The 25126-nt window shown below is 61.2% G+C and carries 19 protein-coding genes and 1 pseudogene; 2 read left to right on the plus strand and 18 right to left on the minus strand.

Annotation, left to right across the window (positions count from 1 at the left end; translation table 11 throughout):
• Positions 1-250: 250 nt before the first annotated feature.
• The 10 genes from gcvT to arcD (AC07OF_RS03860) form a co-directional block, all read right to left on the minus strand.
• A complete protein-coding gene (gene gcvT, locus AC07OF_RS03815) occupies positions 251-1375 on the minus strand; it encodes a glycine cleavage system aminomethyltransferase GcvT (protein ID WP_157193946.1) in 1125 nt (374 codons plus the stop codon).
• Positions 1376-1403: 28 nt separating this feature from the next.
• Entirely contained in the window at positions 1404-2780 is a 1377-nt protein-coding gene (locus AC07OF_RS03820) for an L-serine ammonia-lyase (protein ID WP_157193945.1), read from the minus strand.
• 119 nt (positions 2781-2899) lie between these two features.
• On the minus strand, positions 2900-5755 hold the full coding sequence (gene gcvP, locus AC07OF_RS03825) for an aminomethyl-transferring glycine dehydrogenase (RefSeq protein ID WP_495072584.1): 2856 nt from the start codon (positions 5753-5755) through the stop codon (positions 2900-2902).
• Positions 5756-5764: 9 nt separating this feature from the next.
• Positions 5765-6148: a glycine cleavage system protein GcvH gene (gcvH, locus tag AC07OF_RS03830; RefSeq protein ID WP_476445954.1), complete on the minus strand. Its 384-nt coding sequence runs from the start codon at positions 6146-6148 to the stop codon at positions 5765-5767.
• Between the two features lie 276 nt (positions 6149-6424).
• Positions 6425-7933: a transcriptional regulator GcsR gene (gene gcsR / locus AC07OF_RS03835; protein WP_157193940.1), complete on the minus strand. Its 1509-nt coding sequence runs from the start codon at positions 7931-7933 to the stop codon at positions 6425-6427.
• 107 nt (positions 7934-8040) lie between these two features.
• A complete protein-coding gene (locus AC07OF_RS03840; RefSeq protein WP_157193938.1) occupies positions 8041-8403 on the minus strand; it encodes a DUF5064 family protein in 363 nt (120 codons plus the stop codon).
• Between the two features lie 53 nt (positions 8404-8456).
• Positions 8457-9389 carry a carbamate kinase gene (arcC, locus tag AC07OF_RS03845; protein WP_038614312.1) on the minus strand — a complete coding sequence of 311 codons (933 nt, stop codon included), beginning with the start codon at positions 9387-9389 and terminating at the stop codon, positions 8457-8459.
• Positions 9390-9537: 148 nt separating this feature from the next.
• Positions 9538-10548: an ornithine carbamoyltransferase gene (locus AC07OF_RS03850; protein WP_038614310.1), complete on the minus strand. Its 1011-nt coding sequence runs from the start codon at positions 10546-10548 to the stop codon at positions 9538-9540.
• 70 nt (positions 10549-10618) lie between these two features.
• On the minus strand, positions 10619-11875 hold the full coding sequence (gene arcA / locus AC07OF_RS03855; protein WP_157193936.1) for an arginine deiminase: 1257 nt from the start codon (positions 11873-11875) through the stop codon (positions 10619-10621).
• A gap of 31 nt (positions 11876-11906) precedes the next feature.
• Positions 11907-13334: an arginine-ornithine antiporter gene (gene arcD, locus AC07OF_RS03860; RefSeq protein ID WP_157193934.1), complete on the minus strand. Its 1428-nt coding sequence runs from the start codon at positions 13332-13334 to the stop codon at positions 11907-11909.
• 440 nt (positions 13335-13774) lie between these two features.
• Here arcD (AC07OF_RS03860) and arcD (AC07OF_RS03865) point away from each other — a divergent pair, with 440 nt between their 5' ends.
• Both arcD (AC07OF_RS03865) and AC07OF_RS03870 read left to right on the plus strand, forming a co-directional pair.
• Positions 13775-15202 (plus strand): arginine-ornithine antiporter, encoded by a 1428-nt coding sequence (arcD, locus tag AC07OF_RS03865; protein ID WP_495072585.1) that lies wholly within the window; start codon positions 13775-13777, stop codon positions 15200-15202.
• A gap of 133 nt (positions 15203-15335) precedes the next feature.
• Positions 15336-16172 carry a hypothetical protein gene (locus AC07OF_RS03870; protein WP_476445952.1) on the plus strand — a complete coding sequence of 279 codons (837 nt, stop codon included), beginning with the start codon at positions 15336-15338 and terminating at the stop codon, positions 16170-16172.
• Positions 16173-16194: 22 nt separating this feature from the next.
• Here the strand turns inward: AC07OF_RS03870 and AC07OF_RS03875 are convergent, their stop codons facing one another.
• The 8 genes and pseudogenes from AC07OF_RS03875 to gap all read right to left on the minus strand — a co-directional run bounded on the left by AC07OF_RS03875 (position 16195) and on the right by gap (position 25002).
• Complete coding sequence (locus tag AC07OF_RS03875; RefSeq protein WP_410457952.1) at positions 16195-16950, minus strand: methyl-accepting chemotaxis protein; 756 nt, start codon at positions 16948-16950, stop codon at positions 16195-16197.
• 102 nt (positions 16951-17052) lie between these two features.
• Positions 17053-18402, minus strand: a pseudogene (locus AC07OF_RS03880) (methyl-accepting chemotaxis protein); the annotation flags it as partial.
• A 31-nt stretch (positions 18403-18433) separates the two neighbouring features.
• Positions 18434-18859 (minus strand): YbaN family protein, encoded by a 426-nt coding sequence (locus AC07OF_RS03885; protein ID WP_157193926.1) that lies wholly within the window; start codon positions 18857-18859, stop codon positions 18434-18436.
• Positions 18860-18918: 59 nt separating this feature from the next.
• On the minus strand, positions 18919-19533 hold the full coding sequence (locus AC07OF_RS03890) for a biliverdin-producing heme oxygenase (RefSeq protein ID WP_038614293.1): 615 nt from the start codon (positions 19531-19533) through the stop codon (positions 18919-18921).
• Between the two features lie 131 nt (positions 19534-19664).
• The gene (locus AC07OF_RS03895) at positions 19665-22259 is read right to left on the minus strand and encodes a TonB-dependent receptor (protein ID WP_476445950.1); all 2595 of its coding nucleotides are present in this window, start codon (positions 22257-22259) and stop codon (positions 19665-19667) included.
• A 119-nt stretch (positions 22260-22378) separates the two neighbouring features.
• Positions 22379-23341 carry a FecR domain-containing protein gene (locus AC07OF_RS03900; protein WP_422421373.1) on the minus strand — a complete coding sequence of 321 codons (963 nt, stop codon included), beginning with the start codon at positions 23339-23341 and terminating at the stop codon, positions 22379-22381.
• Between the two features lie 68 nt (positions 23342-23409).
• Positions 23410-23928 (minus strand): RNA polymerase sigma factor, encoded by a 519-nt coding sequence (locus AC07OF_RS03905; protein WP_157193920.1) that lies wholly within the window; start codon positions 23926-23928, stop codon positions 23410-23412.
• A gap of 72 nt (positions 23929-24000) precedes the next feature.
• Entirely contained in the window at positions 24001-25002 is a 1002-nt protein-coding gene (gap, locus tag AC07OF_RS03910) for a type I glyceraldehyde-3-phosphate dehydrogenase (RefSeq protein ID WP_157193918.1), read from the minus strand.
• Positions 25003-25126 lie beyond the last annotated feature (124 nt).

Raw genomic sequence — 25126 nt, forward strand, 5'->3', positions numbered from 1 at the left:
AGCAAATCTCAGCGCTACTGCCCAGGTCACGAACCATAGCGACCCATGCAAACACAGTGCAGTGACTCTACGCTAACTCTGTCGGCAAAAACAAGCCCTCAAAGCCGCTCCGGCTCTACCTTTTAGCAGCCGTTCGGTCGATTTTTTCCTGCTCATTCCAGCGCGTGCGGCGACGCTTTTCGAAAGTAATAAAACGCGTTCGAATTCGAAAATCCGAACGCGTTCATGACACAAAGTTTCAACTAACGATTCAGCCGCGGTAGTAGCGCTGTGCAACGAATGGCATCTTGCTGACTTTCATTGCAACACGCTTTCCGCGAACAATCGCCCAGACTGCTGTTTCCAGTGCAGTATGGGCTGCATCCAGGTAACCCATTGCCACCGGTGCATTCAGGCTCGGTCCGAAGCCACCGCTGCAAACAGTACCGATGACGGTGCCTGCTTCGTCGACGATCTCAGCGCCTTCACGTACCGGGGTACGCTCCTGCGGCAGCAGGCCTACGCGTTTACGCGCAACACCGGATTGCTGCTGGGCAAAGATCGCTGCGGCACCCGGGAAGCCACCGGCACGTTCGCCATCGGCACGACGCACTTTGGAGATGGCCCAGAGCAGGCTGGCTTCGATCGGTGTGGTCTGTGTGTTCATGTCGTGGCCGTACAGGCACAGGCCGGCTTCCAGGCGCAGCGAGTCGCGAGCGCCAAGGCCGATGGCGGCGACTTCCGGTTCGGCCAGCAGGCGGCGAGCGAGTTCTTCGGCTTTATCGGCTGGAACCGAGATCTCGAAGCCGTCTTCACCGGTGTAGCCCGAGCGGCTCACATAGCAGTCGGCACCCAGCAGTTGTACCGGTTGGAACTGCATGAAGGTCATCTGTGCAACGGCAGGTGCCAGACGCTCCAGCACCTTGACCGCTGCCGGGCCTTGCAGGGCCAGCAGGGCGCGCTCTTCGAACAGCGGTTGAATCTGGCACTGCTCGCCGATGTGCTTGCGCAGGTGGGCCAGGTCCTGGTCCTTGCAAGCGGCGTTGACCACCAGGAACAGTTCATCGTTACCCAGGTTGGCGACCATCAGGTCGTCGAGGATGCCGCCGTGTTCATTGGTGAACATCGCGTAGCGCTGCATGCCCACTGGCAAGTCGATGATGTCGACCGGCACCAGGGTTTCCAGGGCCTTGGCCGCATTGGCACCGCTCAGGCGGATCTGGCCCATGTGCGAGACGTCGAACAGGCCGGCCTGATCGCGGCTGTGCAGATGCTCTTTCATCACCCCCAGCGGGTACTGGACCGGCATGTCGTAGCCGGCGAACGGCACCATGCGCGCTCCCAGTTCCAGGTGCAGGGCGTGCAGCGGGGTCTTGAGCAGTGTTTCGGTGGACATTGATGACTCCTTGGGGCTTTAGAGGGTGTCAGCATTCGATGATGTTGACGGCCAGACCGCCGCGGGCGGTCTCCTTGTATTTGCTTTTCATGTCGGCGCCGGTCTGGCGCATGGTGCGAATCACCTTGTCGAGGGAGACGAAGTGCTGACCGTCGCCACGCAGGGCCATGCGCACCGCATTGATGGCCTTGACCGAGCCCATGGCGTTGCGCTCGATGCACGGCACCTGAACCAGCCCGCCGATCGGATCGCAGGTCAGGCCGAGGTTGTGTTCCATACCGATCTCGGCGGCGTTCTCGACCTGCTGCACGCTGCCGCCCATGACTTCACACAGGGCGCCGGCTGCCATCGAACACGCCACTCCCACCTCGCCCTGGCAGCCGACTTCGGCGCCGGAAATCGAGGCGTTTTCTTTATAGAGAATGCCGATTGCGGCCGCGGTCAGCAGAAAACGCACCACGCCGTCTTCGTTGGCGCCGGGGATGAAGCGCATGTAGTAGTGCAGCACAGCCGGGACGATGCCGGCGGCGCCATTGGTGGGGGCGGTGACCACCCGTCCGCCAAAGGCGTTTTCTTCATTCACGGCCAGGGCGTAGAGGTTGACCCAGTCCAGCACTGAAAGCGCGTCACGCAAACTCGCCTCCGGATTGCTGCACAGCTGGCGATAGAGTGCAGCGGCGCGGCGTCTGACCTTGAGCCCGCCCGGCAGGATGCCCTCATTGCGGCAACCGGCAGCGACGCAGTCCTGCATCACTTGCCAGATCCGCAGCAAGCCGCTGCGGGTTTCGCTTTCCGGGCGCCAGGCCGCTTCATTGGCCAGCATGATCTGGCTGATCGACTGGTTCTGCGCGGCGCAATGGCCGAGCAGTTCCTTGGCGGTCTTGAACGGGAAGGGCAGCACCGTACTGTCTTCGACGATACGGTCGGCACCGGCGGCATCTTCATCGACGACAAAACCACCGCCCACCGAGTAGTACTCACGGCTGCGGATCTGCAGACCGGCGTGGTCGAAGGCGCGGAAAATCATGCCGTTGGGGTGATAGGCCAAAGGCTTGCGAATCATCGTCAGGTGCTGTTTTTCGACGAAGCCGATGTCGTGCTCGCCCAGCAACTTTAGCCGTCCAGTGCTGCGGATGGTGTGCAGGCGGGCGGCAATGCTTTCGGTGTCGACGCTGTCGGGGTGCTCGCCCTCAAGGCCCAGAAGCACAGCCTTGTCGCTGCCATGCCCTTTGCCAGTGGCACCAAGCGAGCCATAAAGCTCGGCCTTGACGCTGACCGTGGCGGCCAGCAGACCGTCGCGACGCAGGCCTTCAGCAAAACGCGCAGCGGCGCGCATGGGGCCTACGGTATGGGAACTGGAGGGGCCGATGCCGATCTTGAACAGGTCGAAGACGCTTAGTGACATGGTCGTACCCTCATTGATGGTCAAGAGCATCGCCGGCTATGCCGGCTCCCACAGGGTCTGCAGTGTTCACAAAACCTGTGGGAGCTGGCCTTGCCAGCGATGAGGCCCTCAAGCCGGACTCAGACGTCCTGGTAGCTCTCGATCGACGGGCAGGCGCACACCAGGTTACGGTCGCCAAACACGTTGTCGACGCGACCGACCGGCGGCCAGTATTTGCCTTCCACCAGCGTCGCCAGCGGGTACACCGCCTGTTCGCGGCTGTAGGGATGGCTCCACTCACCGGCGATTTCAGCGGCCGTATGCGGCGCGTTTTTCAGCGGGTTGTCGTCCTTGTCCAGGCTGCCGTTTTCCACCGCGCGAATCTCTTCGCGGATGCGAATCATCGCCTCGCAGAAGCGATCCAGTTCTTCTTTGGACTCGCTTTCGGTCGGTTCGATCATCAACGTACCGGCCACCGGGAACGACATGGTCGGGGCGTGGAAACCGAAGTCGATCAGGCGTTTGGCCACGTCGTCGACGCTGATGCCGCTGCTGTCCTTGAGCGGGCGCAGGTCAAGGATGCACTCGTGTGCCACCAGGCCATTGCTGCCGGTGTACAACACAGGATAGTGCTCTTCCAGGCGGCGGGCGATGTAGTTGGCATTGAGGATCGCCATCTGCGAGGCACGCTTGAGACCGGCGCCACCCATCATACGAATGTACATCCAGGTGATCGGCAGGATGCTGGCGCTGCCGAACGGTGCGGCACAGACCGCGCCCTGTTTGTTTTCCATGTGCGCATGACCCGGCAGGAACGGCGCCAGGTGCGATTTGACACCGATCGGGCCGACGCCCGGGCCGCCACCGCCGTGCGGAATGCAGAAGGTCTTGTGCAGGTTCAGGTGCGAGACGTCGCCACCGAACTTGCCCGGGGCGCAGAGGCCGACCATGGCGTTCATGTTGGCGCCGTCGATGTACACCTGGCCGCCGTTGTCGTGGATGATCGCGCAGATTTCGCCGATGGCTTCTTCGAACACGCCATGGGTCGACGGGTAGGTAATCATCAGCGCCGCGAGGTGTTCGCGGTGCTCGATGGCCTTGGCGCGCAGGTCGTCGATATCGACGTTGCCACGGGCGTCGCAGGCGGTCACCACCACGCGCATACCGGCCATATGGGCGGTAGCCGGGTTGGTACCGTGGGCCGAGGACGGGATCAGGCAGATGTCGCGGCGGGCGTCGCCACGGCTCTGGTGGTAGGCGCGGATGGCCAGCAGACCTGCGTACTCGCCCTGGGAACCGGCGTTGGGCTGCAGCGACACGGCGTCATAGCCGGTGGCGGCGCAGAGCATGGCCTCCAGCTCGTCGGTCAGTTGCTGGTAGCCCTGGCTCTGTGCGGCAGGTGCGAACGGGTGCAGGTTGCCGAATTCGGCCCAGGTCACCGGAATCATTTCGCTGGCGGCGTTGAGCTTCATGGTGCACGAACCCAGCGGGATCATGGTGCGGTCCAGCGCCAGGTCCTTGTCGGCCAGACGGCGCAGGTAGCGCATCAGCTCGGTTTCGCTGTGGTAGCGGTTGAACACCGGGTGCTCGAGGATCGCCGACTGGCGCAGCAGGGCGGCAGGCAGCTGGACCTGAACGCTGGCAGCCAGGGTGCTGAATGCAGGCACGGCTTTACCGTCGGCAAACAGTTGCCACAGCGCTTCGACGTCAGCCTGGGTGCTGGTTTCATCCAGCGACAGACCCAGGCGCTGGGCGTCGATCTGGCGCAGGTTCAGGCGCTGGGACCGGGCCTTGTCGTGCAGGCTCGCGGTAGCGTCGCCGGTGGCCAGGGTCAGGGTGTCGAAGAACGCTGCGGTTTCGACGCTGACGCCGAGTTGCTTGAGGCCGGCAGCGAGGATCGCGGTCAGGGCGTGAGTGCGCTGGGCGATCTGCTTCAGGCCCTGCGGACCGTGGTAGACGGCGTACATGCTGGCGATGTTGGCCAGCAGTACTTGCGCGGTGCAGATGTTGCTGGTGGCTTTCTCGCGACGGATATGTTGCTCGCGGGTCTGCATGGCCAGGCGCAGGGCTGTCTTGCCGAAGCGGTCGATGGACACGCCGACCAGGCGGCCAGGCATGTCACGCTTGAACGCATCGCGGGTGGAGAAGTAGGCCGCGTGCGGGCCACCGAAGCCCAGCGGTACACCGAAGCGCTGGGCGCTACCGATGGCGACGTCGGCACCGAACTCGCCGGGCGGGGTCAGCAGGGTCAGGGCCAGCAGATCGGCGGCAACGGCGACCAGGGCGTTGGCAGCGTGCAAGCGCGCGACCAGTTCGCTGTAGTCGAACACTTCACCATTGCTGGCCGGGTATTGCAGCAGGGCGCCAAAGAAGGCGCTGACATCATCGAGTTCGCGCTCGTCACCGACCACCACTTCGATCCCCAGCGGCTCGGCACGGGTACGCAATACGTCGAGGGTTTGCGGGTGGCAATGCACGGAGGCGAAGAAGGCGTGGCTGCTCTTGTTCTTGCTCAGGCGTTTGCAGAAGGTCATGGCTTCGGCGGCGGCGGTGGCTTCGTCGAGCAGCGAGGCGTTGGCGATCGGCAGGCCGGTGAGGTCGCTGATCAGGGTCTGGAAGTTGAGCAGTGCTTCCAGGCGGCCCTGGGAAATCTCTGGCTGGTACGGGGTGTAGGCGGTGTACCAGGCCGGGTTTTCCAGCAGGTTGCGCAGGATCGGTGCCGGGGTATGGCAGTTGTAGTAACCCTGGCCGATGAAGCTCTTGAACAGCTGGTTGTTGCCGGCGATGGCCTTGAGCGACGCCAGGGCGTCGGCTTCGCTTTGCCCTTCGCCCAGTTCCAGCACGCTGGTGCCCTTGATGCTGTCAGGGATGACGGCGGCGCTCATGGCTTCCAGGGAGTCGAAACCCAGGGTGGCAAGCATTTGCTGCTCGTCAGCCTGGCGCGGGCCGATATGACGGGCGATGAATTCGTTGGCAGTGCCGAGGTTGATGGTCATGGCGAATCCTCAGGCGTCAGCGTTGGCTTTGATCAGGCGGTCGTAGGCATCCTGGTCGAGCAGTTGCGCAACGGCACCTGCATCGGCCGGGATGAAGCGGAAGAACCAGCCTTCGCCCAGCGGATCTTCGTTGACCAGTTCAGGGTTGCCTTCGAGTTTGTCGTTGACCGCGACCACTTCACCGGTCAGCGGCATGTAGACGCCGCTGGCAGCTTTTACCGATTCAACGGTCGACGCTTCGGCGCCCTTTTCGTAGCTCTGCAGCTCCGGCAGTTGCACATAAACCACGTCGCCCAGGGCGTTCTGAGCGAAGGCGGTAATCCCGACGGTGACGCTGCCGTCAGCTTCAGTACGCAGCCATTCGTGATCTTCGGTAAAACGCAACTCGCTCATGGAAACTCCTCAAGGGTAGGCGTGGCTCAGGTTCGGCACTGAGCACTGATAATGAGGAGTTCCTTAGCAATTTCGCGGCCATTTATAAAAAATTCATATAAATCAATAAGATAGATTTTGTGCGTGGCAATAAAAAATCATCGGTGTAGCGAAATCGATACACCTGAGGGCAAGAAAAAAACATCAAGGGGATCAAAACCTTGCAGCACAGCGCTCGCACTGGCCTGTACTGAAATCGTTACGCTGTATCGATTTCAGTACAGGTGTGGATCGCTTTCAGGACTTGGCCGGGATCCCGTATTTGCGCAGGCGGTGTGCGATGGCCGTGTGCGAAGTCTGCAGGCGGTTGGCCAATTGGCGGGTAGAGGGGTAGGTGATGTAAAGCTTTTCCAGCAGGGTACGTTCGAAATCTTCCACCGCCTGCTCCAGGCTATCCACATCGCCACTCTGTTCGCGGGCTACCGAGGTGCCGGCGATGTCCAGATCGCCGATGTCGACCAGGCTGCTTTCGCAAATGGCTGCCGCGCGGAAGATCACGTTCTGCAGCTGGCGCACATTGCCGGGCCAGCGGTTGCCGAGCAGCGCCGCATACGTGCCCGGGGCCAGGCGGCACAGCGGGCGCTGGATCTGGGTGCAGGCCTGCTGCATGAAGTAGCCGGCCAGCAGCAGGATGTCCTGGCCGCGTTCGCGTAGCGGCGGCACTTGCAGGTTGAGTACGTTCAGGCGGTAGAACAGATCTTCGCGAAAGCTGCCATCGGCGACCATTTTCTCCAGGTCGCGGTGCGTGGCGCTGAGGATCCGCACATTGACCTTTACTTCGCGATCGCCACCGACCCGGCGAAAGCTGCCGTCGTTGAGAAACCGCAGGAGCTTGGCCTGCAGGTACGGCGACATTTCACCGATCTCGTCGAGGAACACCGTGCCCTGGTTGGCCAGTTCCATCAGGCCTGGTTTACCGCCGCGCTGGGCGCCGGTGAAGGCGCCAGGGGCATAGCCGAACAGTTCGCTCTCGGCGAGGTTTTCCGGCAGCGCTGCGCAGTTCAGCGCCAGGAACGGCGCACTGTGACGGCTGCTGATGGCGTGGCAGGCGCGGGCTACCAGCTCTTTGCCGGTACCGGTTTCACCATGGATCAGCAACGGCGCATCGAGGGCCGCCACGCGCAGGGCGCGGGCCTTGAGGGTGCGGATCGGCGGCGAGTCGCCAAGCAGGGCATCGAAGCCTTCGGCGTGATCGTGGTGCAAGGCCGACAGCCGTTCACCGATGCGGTTGGGCTGGTACAGGGTCAACAGGGCACCGGCGTTGGTGATCGGGGTGGCATCGAGCAACAGGGTCTGGCCGTTGAGCACCACTTCGCGCATGGGCAGGCGGAAACCCTGTTCGATCAGCGCCTCGAGCAGACTGGGGTCGTCAAACAGATCGACCACCGAGCGATCCGAGGGCTCCTGACCGCACAGGGCCACCAGTGCCGGGTTGGCCAGCAGTACGTGACCGGCGCTGTCCAGGGCTAACACCGGGTCGCTCATGGCGGCGAGCAGGGCATCGAGCTGCAGGTGGCGGCGCTGGCCGGGAAGGATGTCGACGACCCGCACCGATTGCACCCCGTGCACGTTCAACAGGGCATCGTGCAGCTCTTCGAGGACGTGCGGGCTGAGGGTCGGGGCGTCGATGTAAACGTTGGGCGGCACCATCTCCACGGCGTCCAGGTTGAGGTTGCGGGCACCGAGCAGGGCCAGTACTTCCTGGGTGATACCGACGCGGTCGATGAAGCTGACGTGGATGCGCATGGGGAAACGGGTTCAAGGCTGCCGAAGACGGCAAGTATGCCTTAAATCGCGGGGCAAGCCCGCTCCCACTGTGGGAGCGGGTTTACCCCGCGATGAGGTCCGAGTGGTTACTCGAAATGTTCTGGCTTGATGGGGTCGCCGGATTTCATGTTCAGCTGTGTGCGGATGTCTTCGAACATCAGGTCGTAGTGCTTGTGCACAGAGCCGATGTTGCTCAGGTGTTTGGGAATACCGTACTTCTCAGCGATTTTTGTCACGTTGCTGGCGAAGTTATAGGCTTCCTCCTTGGGCAGGAAGAAGGGCTCCTTCAAGTCTTTGCCTTGAATCGAGCCATGCATCGTGAACTGAATGCCTTTGCCTTTGCTCGGATCCGTGGCGACTTCGTAATCGATATGGAGATTGTAACTGACGTCGTCCTTCGTCAGTGCATGGCGCTCAATGTGTAGATGACCGGGTTCGAACTGGGCCATGACGGGCTCCTCTAGGGGTTGAAAAGGGCGGACCTGACGTCCGCCCAACTGCATCAACGGTAGCTTATTCCAGGCTTGGCCGTAGTGACACGGGTGCCTTTGGTACCTTGGACGATTCCTTCGATATCAGCCAGTGAACCGATGACCGCGACCTTGCCGGTTTCCCGGGCAAATTCGCACGCGGCCTGAACCTTCGGTCCCATGGAGCCGGCGGCGAAACCGAGGCGTTCAAGTTCGTCAGGATGCGCTTCGGCGACGGCTTTCTGGGTAGGTTTGCCCCAGTCGATGTAAGCGCCGTCGACGTCAGTGGCAATGACCAGCAGATCTGCCTCCAGCTGCTGAGCGAGCAGGGACGAGCACAGGTCTTTGTCGATCACCGCCTCTACGCCACTGAGGACCTTGCCGCTCTGGTCGTAGATGGTCGGAATGCCACCGCCACCGGCGCAGATCACCACGGTGCCTTTTTCCAGCAGCCATTTGATCGGACGGATTTCGAAAATCCGCTTTGGTCGAGGGCTGGCTACCACGCGACGGAATTTGTCTCCGTCCGGGGCAATCGCCCAGCCTTTTTCTGCGGCCAGACGCTCGGCATCTTCTTTGGCGTAAACCGGCCCGATCGGCTTGCTCGGCTTCTGGAAAGCCGGGTCTTTGCCATCGACTTCAACCTGGGTCAGCAGGGTGGCGAACGGCACTTCGAAGGCCAGCAGGTTACCCAGCTCTTGCTCGATGATGTAGCCGATCATGCCTTCGGTTTCAGCCCCGAGGACGTCCAGCGGGTAGGCTTCATCCGGCTTGTAGGATTGCGCCTGCAGCGACAGCAGGCCGACTTGCGGGCCATTGCCGTGCGCGATGACCAGTTCGTTGCCCGGATGGATCTTGGCGATCTGCTCGGTGGCGATGCGGATATTGGCGCGCTGATTGTCCGCAGTCATGGGTTCGCCACGGCGCAGCAGGGCGTTACCGCCCAATGCAACAACGATACGCATGATGATGTCCTTTTAGCATTGGAAGCGAAGCTTGTGTGGGAGCTGGCCTTGCCAGCGATGCAGGCACCGCGCAGTAGTGGATACTGCGCCGATGCCATCGCCGGCAAGGCCGGCTCCCACAGAAGTGAGGGTGTGCTTCCTGAATGGATTACAGGTCGGCGAGGGTCGAAACCAGGATTGCCTTGATGGTGTGCATGCGGTTTTCCGCTTGCTCGAAGGCGATGCAGGCTGGTGATTCGAACACGTCGTCGGTGACTTCGATGCCGTTTTTCAGGTGTGGATACTGTTCAGCGATCTGTTTGCCGACCTTGGTGTCGGAGTTGTGGAACGCTGGCAGGCAGTGCATGAACTTGGTCCGTGGGTTGCCGGTGGCTTTCATCAGCTCGGCGTTGACCTGGTACGGCAGCAGTTGCTGGATACGTTCGGCCCAGGCTTCAACCGGTTCGCCCATCGACACCCAGACGTCGGTGTGGATGAAATCAACGCCCTTGACCGCTGCTTTAGGGTCTTCGGTCAGGGTGATGCGAGCGCCGCTTTCTTCGGCGTAGCCCTTGCAGCGGGCAACCAGGTCGTCGTGTGGCCACAGCGCTTTCGGCGCGCAGATACGCACGTCCATACCGAGTTTGGAGCCGACCAGCAGCAGCGAGTTGCCCATGTTGTTGCGCGCGTCGCCCAGGTAGGCGTAGCTGATCTCGTGGATCGGCTTGTCGGCGTGCTCACGCATGGTCAGTACGTCAGCGATCATCTGGGTCGGGTGGTATTCATCGGTCAGGCCGTTGAACACCGGGACGCCGGCGAACTTGGCCAGCTCTTCGACGATTTCCTGTTTGAAGCCACGGTACTCGATGGCGTCATACATACGGCCGAGGACCCGTGCGGTGTCCTTCATGCTTTCTTTGTGGCCGATCTGCGAGGAGTTAGGGTCGATGTAGGTGACGTTGGCGCCCTGGTCGTAGGCGGCTACTTCAAAAGCGCAACGGGTGCGGGTCGAGGTTTTCTCGAAAATCAGCGCAATGTTGTTGCCTTTGAGGTGCTGCTGCTCGGTGCCGGTGTACTTGGCACGTTTCAGGTCGCGGGACAGGTCCAGCAGGTAACGCAACTCGCGAGGGGTGTGGTGTTCCAGGCTCAGCAGGTTACGGTTGTGGATGTTGAACGCCATGATGATTCTCCTTGGATTCGGTGATCGGCCCGGCCGGCACCGGGTAGGTGCGGCCGGGTTGATGGTCGTTTTAGTAGTCGATAGGGTCGCGAACGATTGGGCAGGTCATGCAGTGACCGCCGCCGCGACCGCGGCCCAGTTCGCCGGCACTGATGGTGATGACTTCGACACCAGCCTTGCGCAGCAGGGTGTTGGTGTAGGTGTTGCGGTCATAACCGATGACCACACCAGGCTCCACGGCCACCACGTTGTTGCCGTCATCCCACTGCTCGCGTTCGGCAGCGAAGCTGTTGCCGCCGGTTTCGACGACGCGCAGTTTCTTCAGGTTGAGAGAGTCGGCGACCACTTCGATGAAGGTCTTGTTCTCGCGGCGCACGTCCATGCCATACGGCTTGCTGCTGTCTGGACGGATGACGAACGGCACGATTTCCTTGACCACTTCCGGGAAGACCGTGACCAGGTCGCGATCGCAGAAGCTGAACACGGTGTCCAGGTGCATCGCTGCACGGGATTTCGGCAGACCGGCGACTACGACTTTTTCCACCGCGCCTTTGGCGAACAGCGCTTGCGCCAGTTGGCCAATGGCCTGGCGCGAAGTGCGCTCACCCATACCGATCAGCACTACGCCGTTGCCGATTGGCATGACGTCGCCGCCTTCGAGGGTGGCTTTGCCGTGTTCTACATCCGGGTCGCCGTACCAGACTTCAAAGTCGGCGCCGGTGAACTCAGGGTGGAACTTGTAGATAGCGGTGGTCAGCAGGGTTTCCTGACGTCGCGCTGGCCAGTACATCGGGTTCAGCGTCACGCCGCCGTAGATCCAGCAGGTGGTGTCACGGGTGAACTGGGTGTTGGGCAGCGGGTCGAGCAGGAAGCTGGAGTGGCCCAGGTAGTCGCGGTACATCTTGATGACGCCGGAGCCTTCGCTTTCAGGCATGTCTTCACCGGCGACACCGCCGATCAGGAACTCGGCCAGATGGCGTGGCTCAAGCCCTTCGAGCCAGCTGCGCACTTCGTTTTGCAGGCCGATACCGACGGTATCCGGGGTGATCTTGCGGTCGAGGATCCATTTCAACGCTTCAGGGTTTGCGACGATATCGGTCAGCAGATTGTGCATTTCCAGCACTTCGATGCCGCGTTCACGCATTTTGGTGACGAAATCGAAGTGGTCGCGCTTGGCCTGATTGACCCAGATGACGTCGTCGAACAGCAGCTCGTCGCAGTTGCTCGGCGTCAGGCGCTGGTGCGCCAGGCCAGGGGAACAGACCATCACTTTGCGCAGTTTGCCGGCTTCGGAATGTACGCCGTACTTAACTTTTTCCGTGGACATGGTTATTTCCTCCAAGTTGCGAATACGGGGGTTACAGAGTCAGGAAGCCGTCGTAGAGGCCATAGGCAGCCACCAGGGCGCCAATAACCACGGCGGCGAAAAGCAGCTTCTCCACGTTGGTAAAAATCGGTTGGCCGACCTCGCGCTTGGCCTTGGCAAACAGGATCACGCCAGGGGCATAGAGCAGGGCCGAGAGCAGCAGGTATTTGACGCCACCGGCGTACAGCAGCCAGATCGCGTAGACCAGGGCGATACCGCCGATGATCAGGTCTTTCTTGCGTTCGGCCAGGGCTTGTTCATAAGTCTCGCTACGCCATGCCAGCAGGAAGGCATAGGCCGCCGACCACAGGTAAGGCACCAGGATCATCGAGGTGGCGAGGTAGATCAGTGACAGGTAGGTACTGGCCGAGAACAGGGTGATGACCAGGAAGATCTGCACCATGGCGTTGGTCAGCCACAAGGCATTGGCCGGCACATGGTTGGCGTTCTCGCGGCGCAGAAACTCCGGCATGGTGTGGTCTTTGGCGGCGGCGAACATGATCTCGGCGCACAGCAGTACCCAGGACAGCAGGGCACCGAGCAGCGAGATGATCAGGCCGACACTGATCAGCACCGCGCCCCAGTGACCGACTACGTGCTCAAGCACGGCGGCCATCGACGGGTTCTGCAGTTTGGCCAGCTCGGGTTGAGTCATGATGCCCAGCGACAGCACGTTGACCAGGACCAGGAACAGCAGCACGGTGATGAAGCCGATGACAGTGGCCTTACCCACGTCCGAACGCTTTTCCGCCCGGGCCGAGAAGATGCTCGCGCCCTCGATACCGATGAACACCCAGACGGTGACCAGCATCATGTTGCGCACCTGGTTCATCACGCTGCCCAGGTCCGGGTTCATGGTGCCCCAGATGTCAGCGGTGAAGATGTCCAGCTTGAACGCGAACACGGCGATCAGGATGAACAGCGCCAGTGGCACGACCTTGGCCACGGTGGTGACCAGGTTGATGAAGGCCGCTTCCTTGATCCCGCGCAGCACCAGAAAGTGCACGGCCCAGAGCAATACCGAGGCGCCGATGATGGCGGCCGGGGTGTTGCCCTCGCCAAAGATCGGGAAGAAGTAGCCCAGGGTACTGAACAGCAGGACGAAGTAACCGACGTTGCCCAGCCAGGCACTGATCCAGTACCCCCAGGCGGACGAGAAGCCCATGTAATCGCCGAATCCGGCCTTGGCGTAGGCATACACCCCGCCGTCCAGATCCGGCTTTCGGTTGGCCAGGGTCTGGAACACAAAGGCCAGGGTCAGCATACCGATGGCGGTGATTCCCCAACCGATCAGAACAGCGCCTACATCAGCACTGGCAGCCATGTTTTGTGGCAGCGAAAAGATCCCGCCGCCGATCATAGAGCCGACTACAAGTGCGACAAGGGCACCAAGTCGTAGTTTTCCGGGAGCGTCTGACATCGAATAACTCCGTATCAGGAGAAGAGATGACGCTAGAGTAAATCCAGCGACGTATTCATAAGCTGATTCAGGTCAGTTAATAGGGCAATCCGTTGCTGTCCTTGACTGAAAGAGCTCCCCCGGAGTATGCCGATGGCACTGCTGCAAGCCTCGTGCACAGGCACCTCCATGGTGTTTAGAGCATTCGCTCAGACAGCCTGCGAGATATGAAGCTAGCCCGTTTCACAGCTTTCGCAAATTTTTGACGAGATTTTCTCTTATTTACTTGTGGGGGCGGGAATAGTGCACAAAACTCACCATTTAGTATGTCTGGCATAGACGCCATAGTTATGATGGCTATAGTTTTAAAGACGGAATATCTATAAACGCCTAGACTGTGCATATATTTAACTCAGGGTGTGCCTCTGAGGTTACAAAGACAAGACAGAAAGGGGAATTTCATGTCCGAATCTGGACAAAAACTGCGCCTGGGGGCGTTGATCGCCCTGGTGGTCGGCTCGATGATCGGCGGCGGGATTTTCTCCTTGCCGCAGAACATGGCCGCCCGTGCCGACGTGGGTGCGGTGCTGATCGGCTGGGGAATCACGGCGGTGGGCATGCTGGCCCTGGCCTTCGTGTTCCAGACCCTGGCCAATCGCAAACCGGAGCTCGACTCGGGGGTGTATGCCTACGCCAAGGCCGGCTTCGGCGACTACATGGGTTTTTCGTCCGCCTGGGGCTACTGGATCAGTGCCTGGCTGGGCAACGTTGGCTACTTCGTGCTGTTGTTCAGCACCCTGGGCTTTTATTTTCCGGTGTTCGGCGAGGGCAACACGCCGATCGCCATTGCCTGCGCTTCGTTGCTGCTGTGGGCCGTGCACTTTCTGGTGCTGCGCGGAATCAAGGAGGCGGCGTTCATCAACCAGGTGACCACCGTGGCCAAGATCGTGCCGCTGGTGATGTTCATCGTCATTGCCGCGGTGGCGTTTCGCGCCGATATCTTCACCCGTGATATCTGGGGTTTGAGCAACCCGCAATTTGGCAGCGTGCTCGATCAGGTGCGCAACATGATGCTGGTGACCGTGTTCGTGTTCATCGGTATCGAAGGCGCCAGTGTCTACTCAGGCCGGGCGCAGCAGCGCTCGGACGTGGGTAAGGCCACGGTGATCGGCTTCATAGGTGTGCTGGCCTTGCTGGTGCTGGTCAATGTGCTGTCGCTGGGGGTCATGACCCAGCCGGAACTGGCGGCGCTGCAGAACCCGTCACTGGCCTCGGTGCTGGAACATATCGTCGGCCCCTGGGGCGCTTTGCTGATCAGCATCGGCCTGGCGATTTCGTTGCTCGGCGCCTTGTTGTCCTGGGCCTTGCTCTGCGCCGAGATCCTCTTTGCCACCGCCCGCGACCAGACCATGCCGCGTTTCCTGGCCAAGGAAAATGCCAACCACGTGCCAGCCAACGCGCTGTGGATGACCAACATCATGATTCAGCTGTTCTTGCTGATCACGTTGTTCTCGGCCGGCACTTATACCAGCCTGATCTATCTGGCTTCGTCGATGATCCTGGTGCCTTATTTGTGGTCGGCGGCGTATGCGGTGTTGCTGGCGGTGCGCGGCGAGACTTATGAAGGTCATGCCGGCCGGCGGCGCAAGGATTTTTTGATCGCCGGGGTTGCCCTGGTCTACGCGGTCTGGCTGCTGTATGCCGGCGGCTTGAAGTATCTGCTGCTTTCGGCCTTGTTGTATGCGCCGGGGGTGATCCTGTTTGCCCGGGCCAAGCATGAGCAGGGGCAGGCGCTGTTTACCCATTGGGAGAAGCTTATTTTTGTGGCCGTGCTGGTGGGCGCGGGAGTGGCGGCTTACGCCCTCTACAGCGGGCTGTTGAGCCTGTAGTAGCACATGTTTGGTCAATGGTTACCTAGCATTTTTGCCAGTTGTGAGAGTAGAAGCCGAACGCCTAACGTCGGGTCTCAGGCGGTCGCCATGTTGGGTGACCATTGCTAAACGACGATTTGCGAGAACGCTCATGACAATCGCTGAAAGGACACAAAAAAACGCCCCGGCCACCGGTAGTGTCACCGCGAAACTGACTCGGCCGGGCTTACCGGCCGGGGAATTCAACGCTACCTTTTTTGATGTTTACAAGTTGAACCATGAGCTTCACATTTGGGCGCAGCAAGGTGACGAAGAATCATTTGAAGCGATCTTCCTGAGAATCCCCTGTAATACCCCCGACGGCGAGCACCCCATTTTGCCTGGTGACCCTGGGTCGGAACGTATCCGAGTTCACTTCATCGACCAAAAGGCAGGTACTGCTAATGGAGGGCCTGCTGACAATGGGAAGCTGTCCGGTTTTAAGTGGGGTAATGACAAGCACTCTGTGACCTTTAACTTCGAGTTCAGCGGTATTTACAGAATAGAGGATAAGTACACGATCACGGGCGGGGGGTTGACGTTAGAGTTCGGCGAGCTGAGCGATCTGAAGGACATCAAGGCTGGAACAGGCACAGTGTCGGCCACCGTGGATCCACCAGTATTCCCGAACTACGGATTGTTTGAGGCCTCCAACATCTCCTTTGTGCCGGAAGGCGAGGGGGCCGGTTTTCACCAGCTGTTGGCCTGGCAAACCATTGAAGGCCCGGAACCCAGTGTACAAGGGGTTATGCTGCGTATTTCCAATACAACCCCTGAAAATTACATTGGGTTCTTCAAAAGAGGCCAAGAGCTTTTGTTGGCCAAACACGATGGCCTAAAGGCGGTCGAGTGGAACAAGGAGAGGCGAACATTCAAGGCTGAATTCAAGTTCACCTTCCTTGATGGCAAGCATACGGTGAAAGCCGGCAAGGTCGACCTGAGTTACTGATCGACCACCTTGAGCCAACCGCTCAAACCCTGAACTGATCCATCAGCGCCATCTGCTGCGACGACAGGGTATTGAGCTGGCTGCTCACCTGGGCCGATTCAGCGGCTTGCCCGGTCAACGTCTCGGTCACCCCACGGATCGCCGAGACGTTACGGTTGACCTCCTCGGCCACTGCGCTTTGCTGTTCGGCGGCGCTGGCGATCTGCAGGTTCATGTCGCTGATGACCGTGACCGCCTCGCTGATCCGGTCCAGGGCTTCGACCGCCTGGTGGATCTGTCCGGCGTTCTCCTGGGCCTTGCCGTGGCTTGAATGCATGGTCGCCACCACCTCGCGGGTGTTGCTCTGGATGCGCTCGATCACCTGACGGATTTCTTCGACCGAATCCTGGGTGCGCCGGGCCAGGTTGCGCACTTCGTCGGCAACCACGGCAAAGCCACGCCCGCTTTCACCGGCGCGGGCCGCTTCGATCGCCGCGTTGAGCGCCAGCAGGTTGGTCTGCTCGGCGATGCTGCGGATCACCTCCAGCACCGAGCCGATCTTTTCGCTGTTCTGCGCCAGCACTTCGACTTCGGTCACGGCTTTGCTCACCTCATCGGCCAGCAAGGTGATATCGCGGGTGCTGCGCTCGATGATTGCCATCCCGTCCTTGGCCGAGCGGTCGGCGCCGCGTGCGGCGTCGGCGGCACTGGCGGCGCTGTTGGCGACGTCGTGGGCAGTGGCGCTCATCTCGTTGGAAGCGGTGGCGACCTGATCGATTTCGCGGAACTGCACCTGCATACCCTCGCTGGTACGCTGGGCAATGGCCGAAGACTGGTCTGCAGTGCTGCGGGCCTGGGTGATGCTCTGCTTGATCTGGGCGATGGTCGGCTGCAGCTTGTCGAGGAAGCGGTTGAAGCCTGAGGTCAGGCGGCCCAGTTCGTCCTGGCGGGCGTAGCGCAGGCGCTGGGTGAGATCGCCGTCACCGCTGGCAATGTCTTCGAGCATGCTGGCCACGGTATTGAGCGGACGGGTCACGCCGGTTGCGGTCAGCCACATCAGCAGCAGGCCGCCAAGACCGGCCAGGGTGGCGAACAGCACCACTTTGAGGGTGCCACTGGTGCGGGCCTGCTCAAGGGTGTCTTGCAGGCTGATGGCATCCGCCAGCAGCACCTGCCTGGGCAAGTCGATGACGATGCCCCAGGCTTTGCTGTCGGCAGTCGGCTGCACAGGGGTAAGGGCGCGGATGGTTTCGCCCTGCTCAAGGATCAGCGGCTGGTTGGCGGCGAGTTTCTGCACGGCCTGCTGGCCTTCCAGACCGAGGGTCTGGCCGATGTTTTTGCCGACCTTGGCGGCATCGTCGCTATTGGCCGCCAGCAGTCCGCTAGGCGCGACGATCAGCAGATGTCCGGCGCCATTGAACAGTTCCTGCTGGGCCTTGGCGGCAGCGGCCTGGAGTGTATCGAGGGAGATGTCCACACCGGCAATGGCGATCACCTTGCCGTTTTGCAGCAGTGGCACGGTGATGCTGGTCATCAGCACCTGCTTGCCGCCGACGGTGTCGGAGTAGGGTTCGAGCAGGCAAGGGCGGGCACTGTTGCGTGAGCAGGTGTACCAGACGTTGTAGGGCGTGCCGCTGAGGTTGATGTCGGTCTTGTTCAGGTCGGTATCACTGATCACAGTGTTCAGCGACTCGCCTTGCGCCCGGCTCCAGTAGCTGGCGAACCGACCGCTTTCATTGCCCATGTGCTTGGCATCGTTGGCGAAGGCGCTGTCGTCACCTTCCAAGGCCTGGGGTTCGAACGCCAGCCAGATACCGAGCACCTTTGGGTTGCGTTTGAAACTGGTGGCCAGGTTCTGGTTGATCGCCTCGCGTAGATCGCCTGCGCTCAGGCCACGCTCGCGGGCCAGCTTTTGCAAGTCCTGGACCTGATCGGCGAGGGCGATGATGACGGTCTGGCTGTCGCTGAAGGTACGCCGCAGCAATTCGGCTTTTTCCCCGGCGCGGGCCTGCAGCAGCGCCTGGACGTTACGGGTAAGCATGGTGGTGCTGGCTTCGCCGACCAGCGCATCGCTCTGCTGTGATTGATAGAGGTTGATACCGACGACCAGTGCGACCACGCCGAGCAGGCAAAGGCCGGAGAGCAGGACGATTTTCAGGCGGATGGAGAGCGTGTCGAACATGGACGTACTCGCTAAAGACAGGCCAGAAGGGGACCGAACCGGGAGAAAGGTTCGATTCGCCACATCCATTTAGCGATATCAGGGCATCGGCTTTATAGCGTTAACCATGAGTGCTTGCCGATGAGCGGTCGGCGAGGCTCAAGGGCGCGGCTTCTGGTCGTGACCAGATCCACAGGTTGCCCAGCGCCATGCCGCCGATGGCAAGAAATACCGGCCAGCGGTGTTCAAGGAACACCAGCATCAGGCTGGCGCACAGCAGCATGCTGACGGTGGCGCTGAGTTTGGCGCGTCGCTGGATGACTTTGCCATTACGCCAGTTGTGCAGGATCGGGCCGAACAGTCGATGGTTTTCCAGCCAGGCGCTCAGGCGCGGTGAACTGCGGGTCGCGGCCCAGGCGGCGAGGAGAATGAACTCGGTGGTGGGCAAGCCGGGCACGACGATGGCGACCAGGCCGATGGCCAGGCTGACGTAGGCCAGAAGGCCAAACAACACGCGAGAGAGTTTCGAGGCAGAAGGGCGGGTCATGGCGTCGTCGGTAGCACGGGGAAGGCCCGGTTACCACGAGGGTAACCGGGTGCGGCGCATCAGGCCAGTTCGGCTTTAGGCGCAGTCGCGTAAGCGTGTTTGAGCAGTTCGGTGAAGCGCTCGAATGCAGCCACGGCGCCTTGCTCGGCCTTGGCCTCTTCTTCAGGGCTCAGCTCCAGGCTGTCGAGGATGCGGGTGAACTGCTTCCAGCCTTCGGCACGGCCACCGGCCGGTTCGCCCAGGTGGCGGGCGCCGAAGCTGTCGGACAGGCCCAGGCCCACCGCGCGCTTGATCAGGAACGCCGCGCCGAGCTTGGAACCTTCGGAAACGAAGATCCAGCCCATGGCCTCACCCAGGCTCGGGTTCTGCACGGCACCGGCGAAGTCGGCGGGGATCTCGGTGTTGAGGTCCGCCAGGTCGAGGCCGGCCTGTTCGGCGCGGCAGCGTTCGGCCAGGTCCGGAACGATGGCGATCAGCTCGGGGTTGGTGTACAGCGCCTTCAGTTCGTTCTGGAACAGGTACTGGGCAACGACGAAGCGAGCGAAGCTTTCGCGGGTTTCGAACGGTGCGTGGGATTTGACCAGGGCATCCAGCTCGGTATGCGGGGCATGGGTCAGCTGGTTCAGGCGTTGCGAACGCAGGCTGGCGCGTTCGGTGGTGGTTGCGGCGGTCATGGTGATTCCTTGCGAAATGGGCGTGTCTAGTGACTAGACGAACAAGGTGACGTGCGACAGTAAAAAATCCTCACCCCATCGCGGGGCAAGCCCGCTCCCACTGTAGGAGCGGGCTTGCCCCGCGATGCTTTTTAAATGTCCCAGATCAGGTTGATGGCGAAGTTTCGGCCAGGCATGGTCAGGCGGTCGAGGTTGGCGGGTGAGGTGACAGCCGCTTCACCGAGGCCGTCGTAGCCGCGTACGTCATCCCATTGCCAGTATTTCTTGTCGGTCAGGTTGTACAGGCCGGCGTTGACGGTGATGTCGTTGGTGACCTTGTAGTAACCGGTCAGATCAAGCACCCCGTAACCCGGCGTGCGGAATTGTTTGCTGGTGCCGTCGGGCGCGAAGAAGGTGGTGTCGTCGACCCGATCCTTGCGCTTGACCAGGGTCCAGCTCAGCAGACCGCCGTACTGTTCCTGCTCATAGCCCAGGCCCATCACTGCGGTCAGCGGGTTGACGCTGTTGAGCGGCTGGCCGGTGTCCTCGTTACGGCCGTAGGCATAGGCCAGCGAGCCCTGGGTGTACAGGCCATGTGGTGCGCCAAAGGCATCCAGGTTCAGGCGGCCCTTGAATTCGGCACCCTTGATGATGGCGTGCTTGATGTTGTTGGCCTCGAAGGTCTGGCCCAGGTTGCTGCCCTGTACGGCGTCTTCGTTGATGAAGTCGCGGTACTTGTTGTAGAACACCGCCACATCAAAGTTACCGGCATCGAAGTTGCCCCGCAGACCGGTTTCGTAGCTCTTGCTGGTTTCCGGCTCCAGGTTGGAGTTGCCACGGACGCTGTAGCCCAGGCCCGGGTTTTCGAAGCGGCCATAGAGTGCTTTGGCGGTCGGCGTACGGAAGCCTTCGGCGTATTGGCCATACCAGGTGTAGTTGTCGTTGAACGCATAGGTCAGGCCGAACTTGGGCGAAACCTGGTGCCACTTCTTCTCGCTATCGTCAACCGGGTCGGTGCTCGAGGCTTCGACCCCGCGCAGGTACTCGTCGGTCATGTGCGGCTTGAGCCGGGTGTAGTCGTAGCGAACACCCGGCAGGAAGGTCCACTGGTTCCAGCGGATCTCGTCCTGGGCGAACAGGCTGTAGGTGTTGACCGTCGGATCCGGGAAATCGCTGACCAGTACCTGGCCATCACGCGGGCTGTCGGCACCGATGGCTCTACAGGTGCCGCCGACGTTCAGGCAAGTACCGGTGCCGCTGCGCGAGCCGGTGACTTTCTGTTGCTTGAGGGTGGTGCCATAGGTCAGCAGGTGTTCGGTCTCACCGATGCTGAAGGCCTTGTCCAGCTGGGCATCGAAGACCCACTGGCGATCCTTGTAAGTGGTCTGGCGATCACGGAAGACCTGGCGGCCCCCGGCAACATAGAGCTCTTCGGTGCGCTGGTCAGTCTTGCCGATCTGATAGTTCAGGCTCCATTTCATGTTGTCGGCAAACAGGCTGCCCAAGGCGAACTCGTGGTTGATGCCGAAGCGCTCGCGGGTCACGGTGTCGTTGCCGGTACGATCGCGGTAGGAGTTCATGGCACCGAAGCCAGGGATGAAAGGCCCGCCCACCGAGCTCTTCTGATCCAGGTCGCGGTCGTCCTTGTAGTTCTCGTAGGTGAAGGCCAGGCGCGCGTCGTCGGCATAGTTCCAGCCGGCTTTGGCAAGGATGTTGGTGGTGCGCACGTCTTCAGGGTTCGCCTCGGTCCGCTCAAGGCCGGTGCCGCCGTGGCTGCCGTAGGACTCGGTCTCATGGCCATTGCGTTGGCTCAGGTGCAAAAGGCCGTCGAAATCACCCTGGCGCCCGGCAACGGTGGCCGAGTTCAGCCAGCTGTCATCTGCTGAGCTGTAACCGGTCTTCAGGCGCGCGCCGACGTCCTGGCCGGGCTTGATGATGTCGTCCGGGTCGAGGGTGAAGTAGCTGACCGCACCGCCGATGGCGTTGCTGCCGTACAGCACCGACGCCGGGCCGCGGAGGATTTCCACGCGCTTGACGATCTCTGGATCGACGTAGTTGCGTTGGGTCTGGGCATAGGGGCCGAAGAAGAAGCTGTCGGGAATCGACACGCCGTCGATCTGGGTCAGTACGCGCTCACCGTCGATACCGCGAATGTTGTAACCATTCAGGCCGCTGCGCTGGCCGGTGCCGCTCACCGATACGCCTGGCTCGTAACGCACCAGTTCCTTGATGTTGTTGACGTTCTGGCGGTCGAGCTGCTCACGGGTCTGTACCGAGACCGTGCTCGGCACCTGGCTGATGTCCTGGGCGCTGCGAGTGGCAGTAACAGTGATCTGCTGCAGGGCGATGGCGCTGGAGCTGCTGCGCTCGAGCACTACATTGCCAGCACTGAGCGTACGGTATTTCAGGCCGGTGCCAGCGAGCAGGCGCTGCAAGGCGGCCTCCGGTTTCAGCGAGCCCTGCACGCCTGGCGACGCGACGCCCTCTGCCAGCTCGGCCGACAGCCCGACCTGCCAGCCGGTCACCGCAGTAAAGGCGTTGAGCGCCGACACCAGCGGCTGCTGGCCAATTGCAAAGCGATAGTCACCCATGCGCGGGGCGCTGGCCTGGGCCGGCTCGGCGGCCAGTGCCGGCAGGCTGCAGGCGCCGCTGGCGAGCATGGCCAGGGTCAACAGGGAGAGCGTGCAGCGCTGCAGGCCAGGTGTACGTGGGGTGTCTGAAGACCGACGAGTGAAACCGGTTGGCATCGAAAGCGCTCCCTGTCGCGCGAATGTTATAGGTGCTGGTTGATTCAAAAATAAGAATCAGTTGCATTGGCTATAACGAGACGTATCGCCTCAGGGGATCGCGTAAAAAAACTTTCCAGTCAGTTAAGAATGACCACGGCGGGGAACTCGTGCAGCTGCGCCGAAGTAATGTGGGCAAGGGCTCGCAAGGTTTCCACGGGTTGGTCGAGGCGGTAGTTACCGGTGACCGCGACCTGCTCCAGGCGCTCGTTGCCGGAGATGATCAGGCCCGGGTAGTAGCGGCGCAGTTCGGCCAGCACCTGGTTCAGCGGGCAATTTTCAAAGATCAGGCGACCCTGGACCCAAGCCAGGTCTTTTTGCGGATCGACGCGTTCGCGATCACCGAAGCCATTGGGGCCGACCCGAATGCTGTCGCCACTGGACAGGCGAATGCGCTGATCGCTGCTGGCCTGCAGGTCGACATCCCCGCGTTGCACCCGCACCTGGGCTTCGCCATCGAGGTAACGCACGGCAAAATCGCTGTCGCGCACACTGGCGCGCAGCGGGCCTGCCTGCAATTCCAGCGGCTGGTTACGGCCGGCGGGCACCTCGAAGAACGCTTCGCCCTGGTAGAGACGGGCGACGCGCTGGCGGGTATCGATGTCGCTGGAGAATGCGCTGTTGGTGTTGAGCAGAACCCTGGAGCCGTCCTCAAGCTGCAGGCGCTGGCGCTCACCGACCACGGTCAGGTGATCAGCCTGCAGGCGCAGCGGCAGGTTACCGACGGTAAACACCCCGATCAGCAGCACCGCTGCCGCAGCCAGGGGCTTCCAGTGCGGGCGCAAGCGCGCCAGGCGCGAAGGGCGGTAAGTCTGGGCGATCTGGCTGGCGGCCTGGCGCACGGTGTCGCCTTGCCACAGCGCCTCGGCTTCGACATAGGCCTGGGCATTGGCTGGATCTGCTTCCAGCCAGGCTTCGAAGGCGCGGGTGTCTTCGGCGCTGGCGCATTGCAGACGGATCAACCAGTCCAGCGCCTGGTCCATGGCGCTGTCGCAGGCAGCCGGGTCTGGCGGCGAAGGGCGGTCAGGGGCGCTTTCGGTCACGGAAAATCCTGGGTGGTCTTGTAATGCTGCTAATGATCAAGCGTAACGGCGCAGGTGGCAAGCCAGGGTCAATCGCGGTTCAGACGATTGGCCACGCCAACACAGATCGCCATGATCAGTTTCAGTTCCTTCTGAACCGTGCTGGCCGAAACGTTGAGCTGTTCGGCAATTTCCAGGTAGCTGGCGCCGTGCAGGCGGCTGAGGATGAAGATCCGTTGTTGCCGCGAGGTCAACTGCCCGAGGCTGACGCTCAGGCGCTTGAGCAGTTGCTCGGCGTGGGTGGCGTCTTCGGCGCTGCTGCTGGGCGCGGCGACGTTGTGCAAAACCTGCTCGGGCACATCGTCAACCAGGTTGCGCGATTGCGCCCGGCGCGCGCGCAAGTGGTCGAGGGCCAGGTTGCGGGCGGTCTGGAAAACGAAAGGTTCAAGGTGCTCGACCGGCCGTTCGCCCAGTGCCCGGGAAACGCGCAGGTAGGTCTCCTGCAGCAGGTCTTCGGCGGTGCTGGGGTTGTCGACCATGCGCTGTAACGTGCGCAGCAGGCTGACCCGCTGAGCGAGGAATACAGTGTTGAACCGGGACTGACTCACAGCGATACCTGACCAATGCGAAGCGAATGATAATGCTTATCATAAGCGAATTGGTCAAGTATTGGTTCGCTCCTACTGCGCGTTACACAACGCCAGGCAGTTATCCAGCATGCGGTTGGAGAACCCCCACTCATTGTCATACCAGGCCAGCACTTTGAGCATTCGCCCGTTGGTGCGGGTATGGTTGGCATCGAAGATCGACGACAAGGGGTTGTGATTGAAGTCGCACGACACCAGCGGCAGGCTGTTGTAACCGAGGACCTTGGAGTGACGGCTGGCGTCCTTGAACAGGTTGTTGACCTCTTCGACGCTGGTGTCGCGCCTGAGGTTGACGGTCAGGTCGACCAGCGACACGTTGATCACCGGCACCCGCACCGCCATGCCGGTGAGTTTGCCCGCCAGCTCCGGCAGCACCAGGCCGACGGCTTCGGCCGCACCGGTCTTGCTCGGGATCATCGACTGGGTCGCCGAGCGGGCGCGGAACGGGTCGCTGTGGTGGATGTCGGTGAGGCTCTGGTCGTTGGTGTAGGCGTGGATGGTGGTCATCAAGCCCTGCTCGATGCCCAGCTCGCGATGCAGCACCTGGGCAATTGGCGCCAGGCAGTTGGTGGTGCACGAGGCGCTGGAGATGATCTGGTGCGAGGGGCGCAGAATGTCGTGGTTGACCCCATAGACAATCGTCGCGTCGGCGCCCTTGGCCGGTGCCGAGATGATGACTTTGCGCGCTCCGGCAGTAAGATGAGCAGTTGCCTTGGCGCGGTCGGTGAAGTGGCCGGTGCATTCGAACACTACATCGATGGCTTCGGCCTTCCACGGCAGCTCGGCCGGGTTGCGGATGGCACTGACGGCAATGCGGTCGCCATTGACGGTCAGGCTTTCGTGATCGAACTCGACATCGGCAGCAAAGATGCCATGAACACTGTCGTACTTGAGCAGGTGCGCATTGATCGCGCTGTCACCCAGATCGTTGATCGCGACGACCTGCAGGTCCTGACGGTAGCCTTGGGTATAGAGTGCGCGAAGGACGTTGCGGCCAATGCGGCCAAAGCCATTGATTGCGATACGAAGGGTCATAGAGCTACCTCTGGTAGACCGGGTGAAGCCCGTGGTACATGGGAAATCGCTTCACTGAATCTTATTTTGTTGTTGGAATTACAAGATTATTCGTAAAAAAATAGAAAACAAGCCTTTTTGCTGG

It is taken from the genome of Pseudomonas sp. GW821-FHT10B02 (assembly GCF_059415665.1).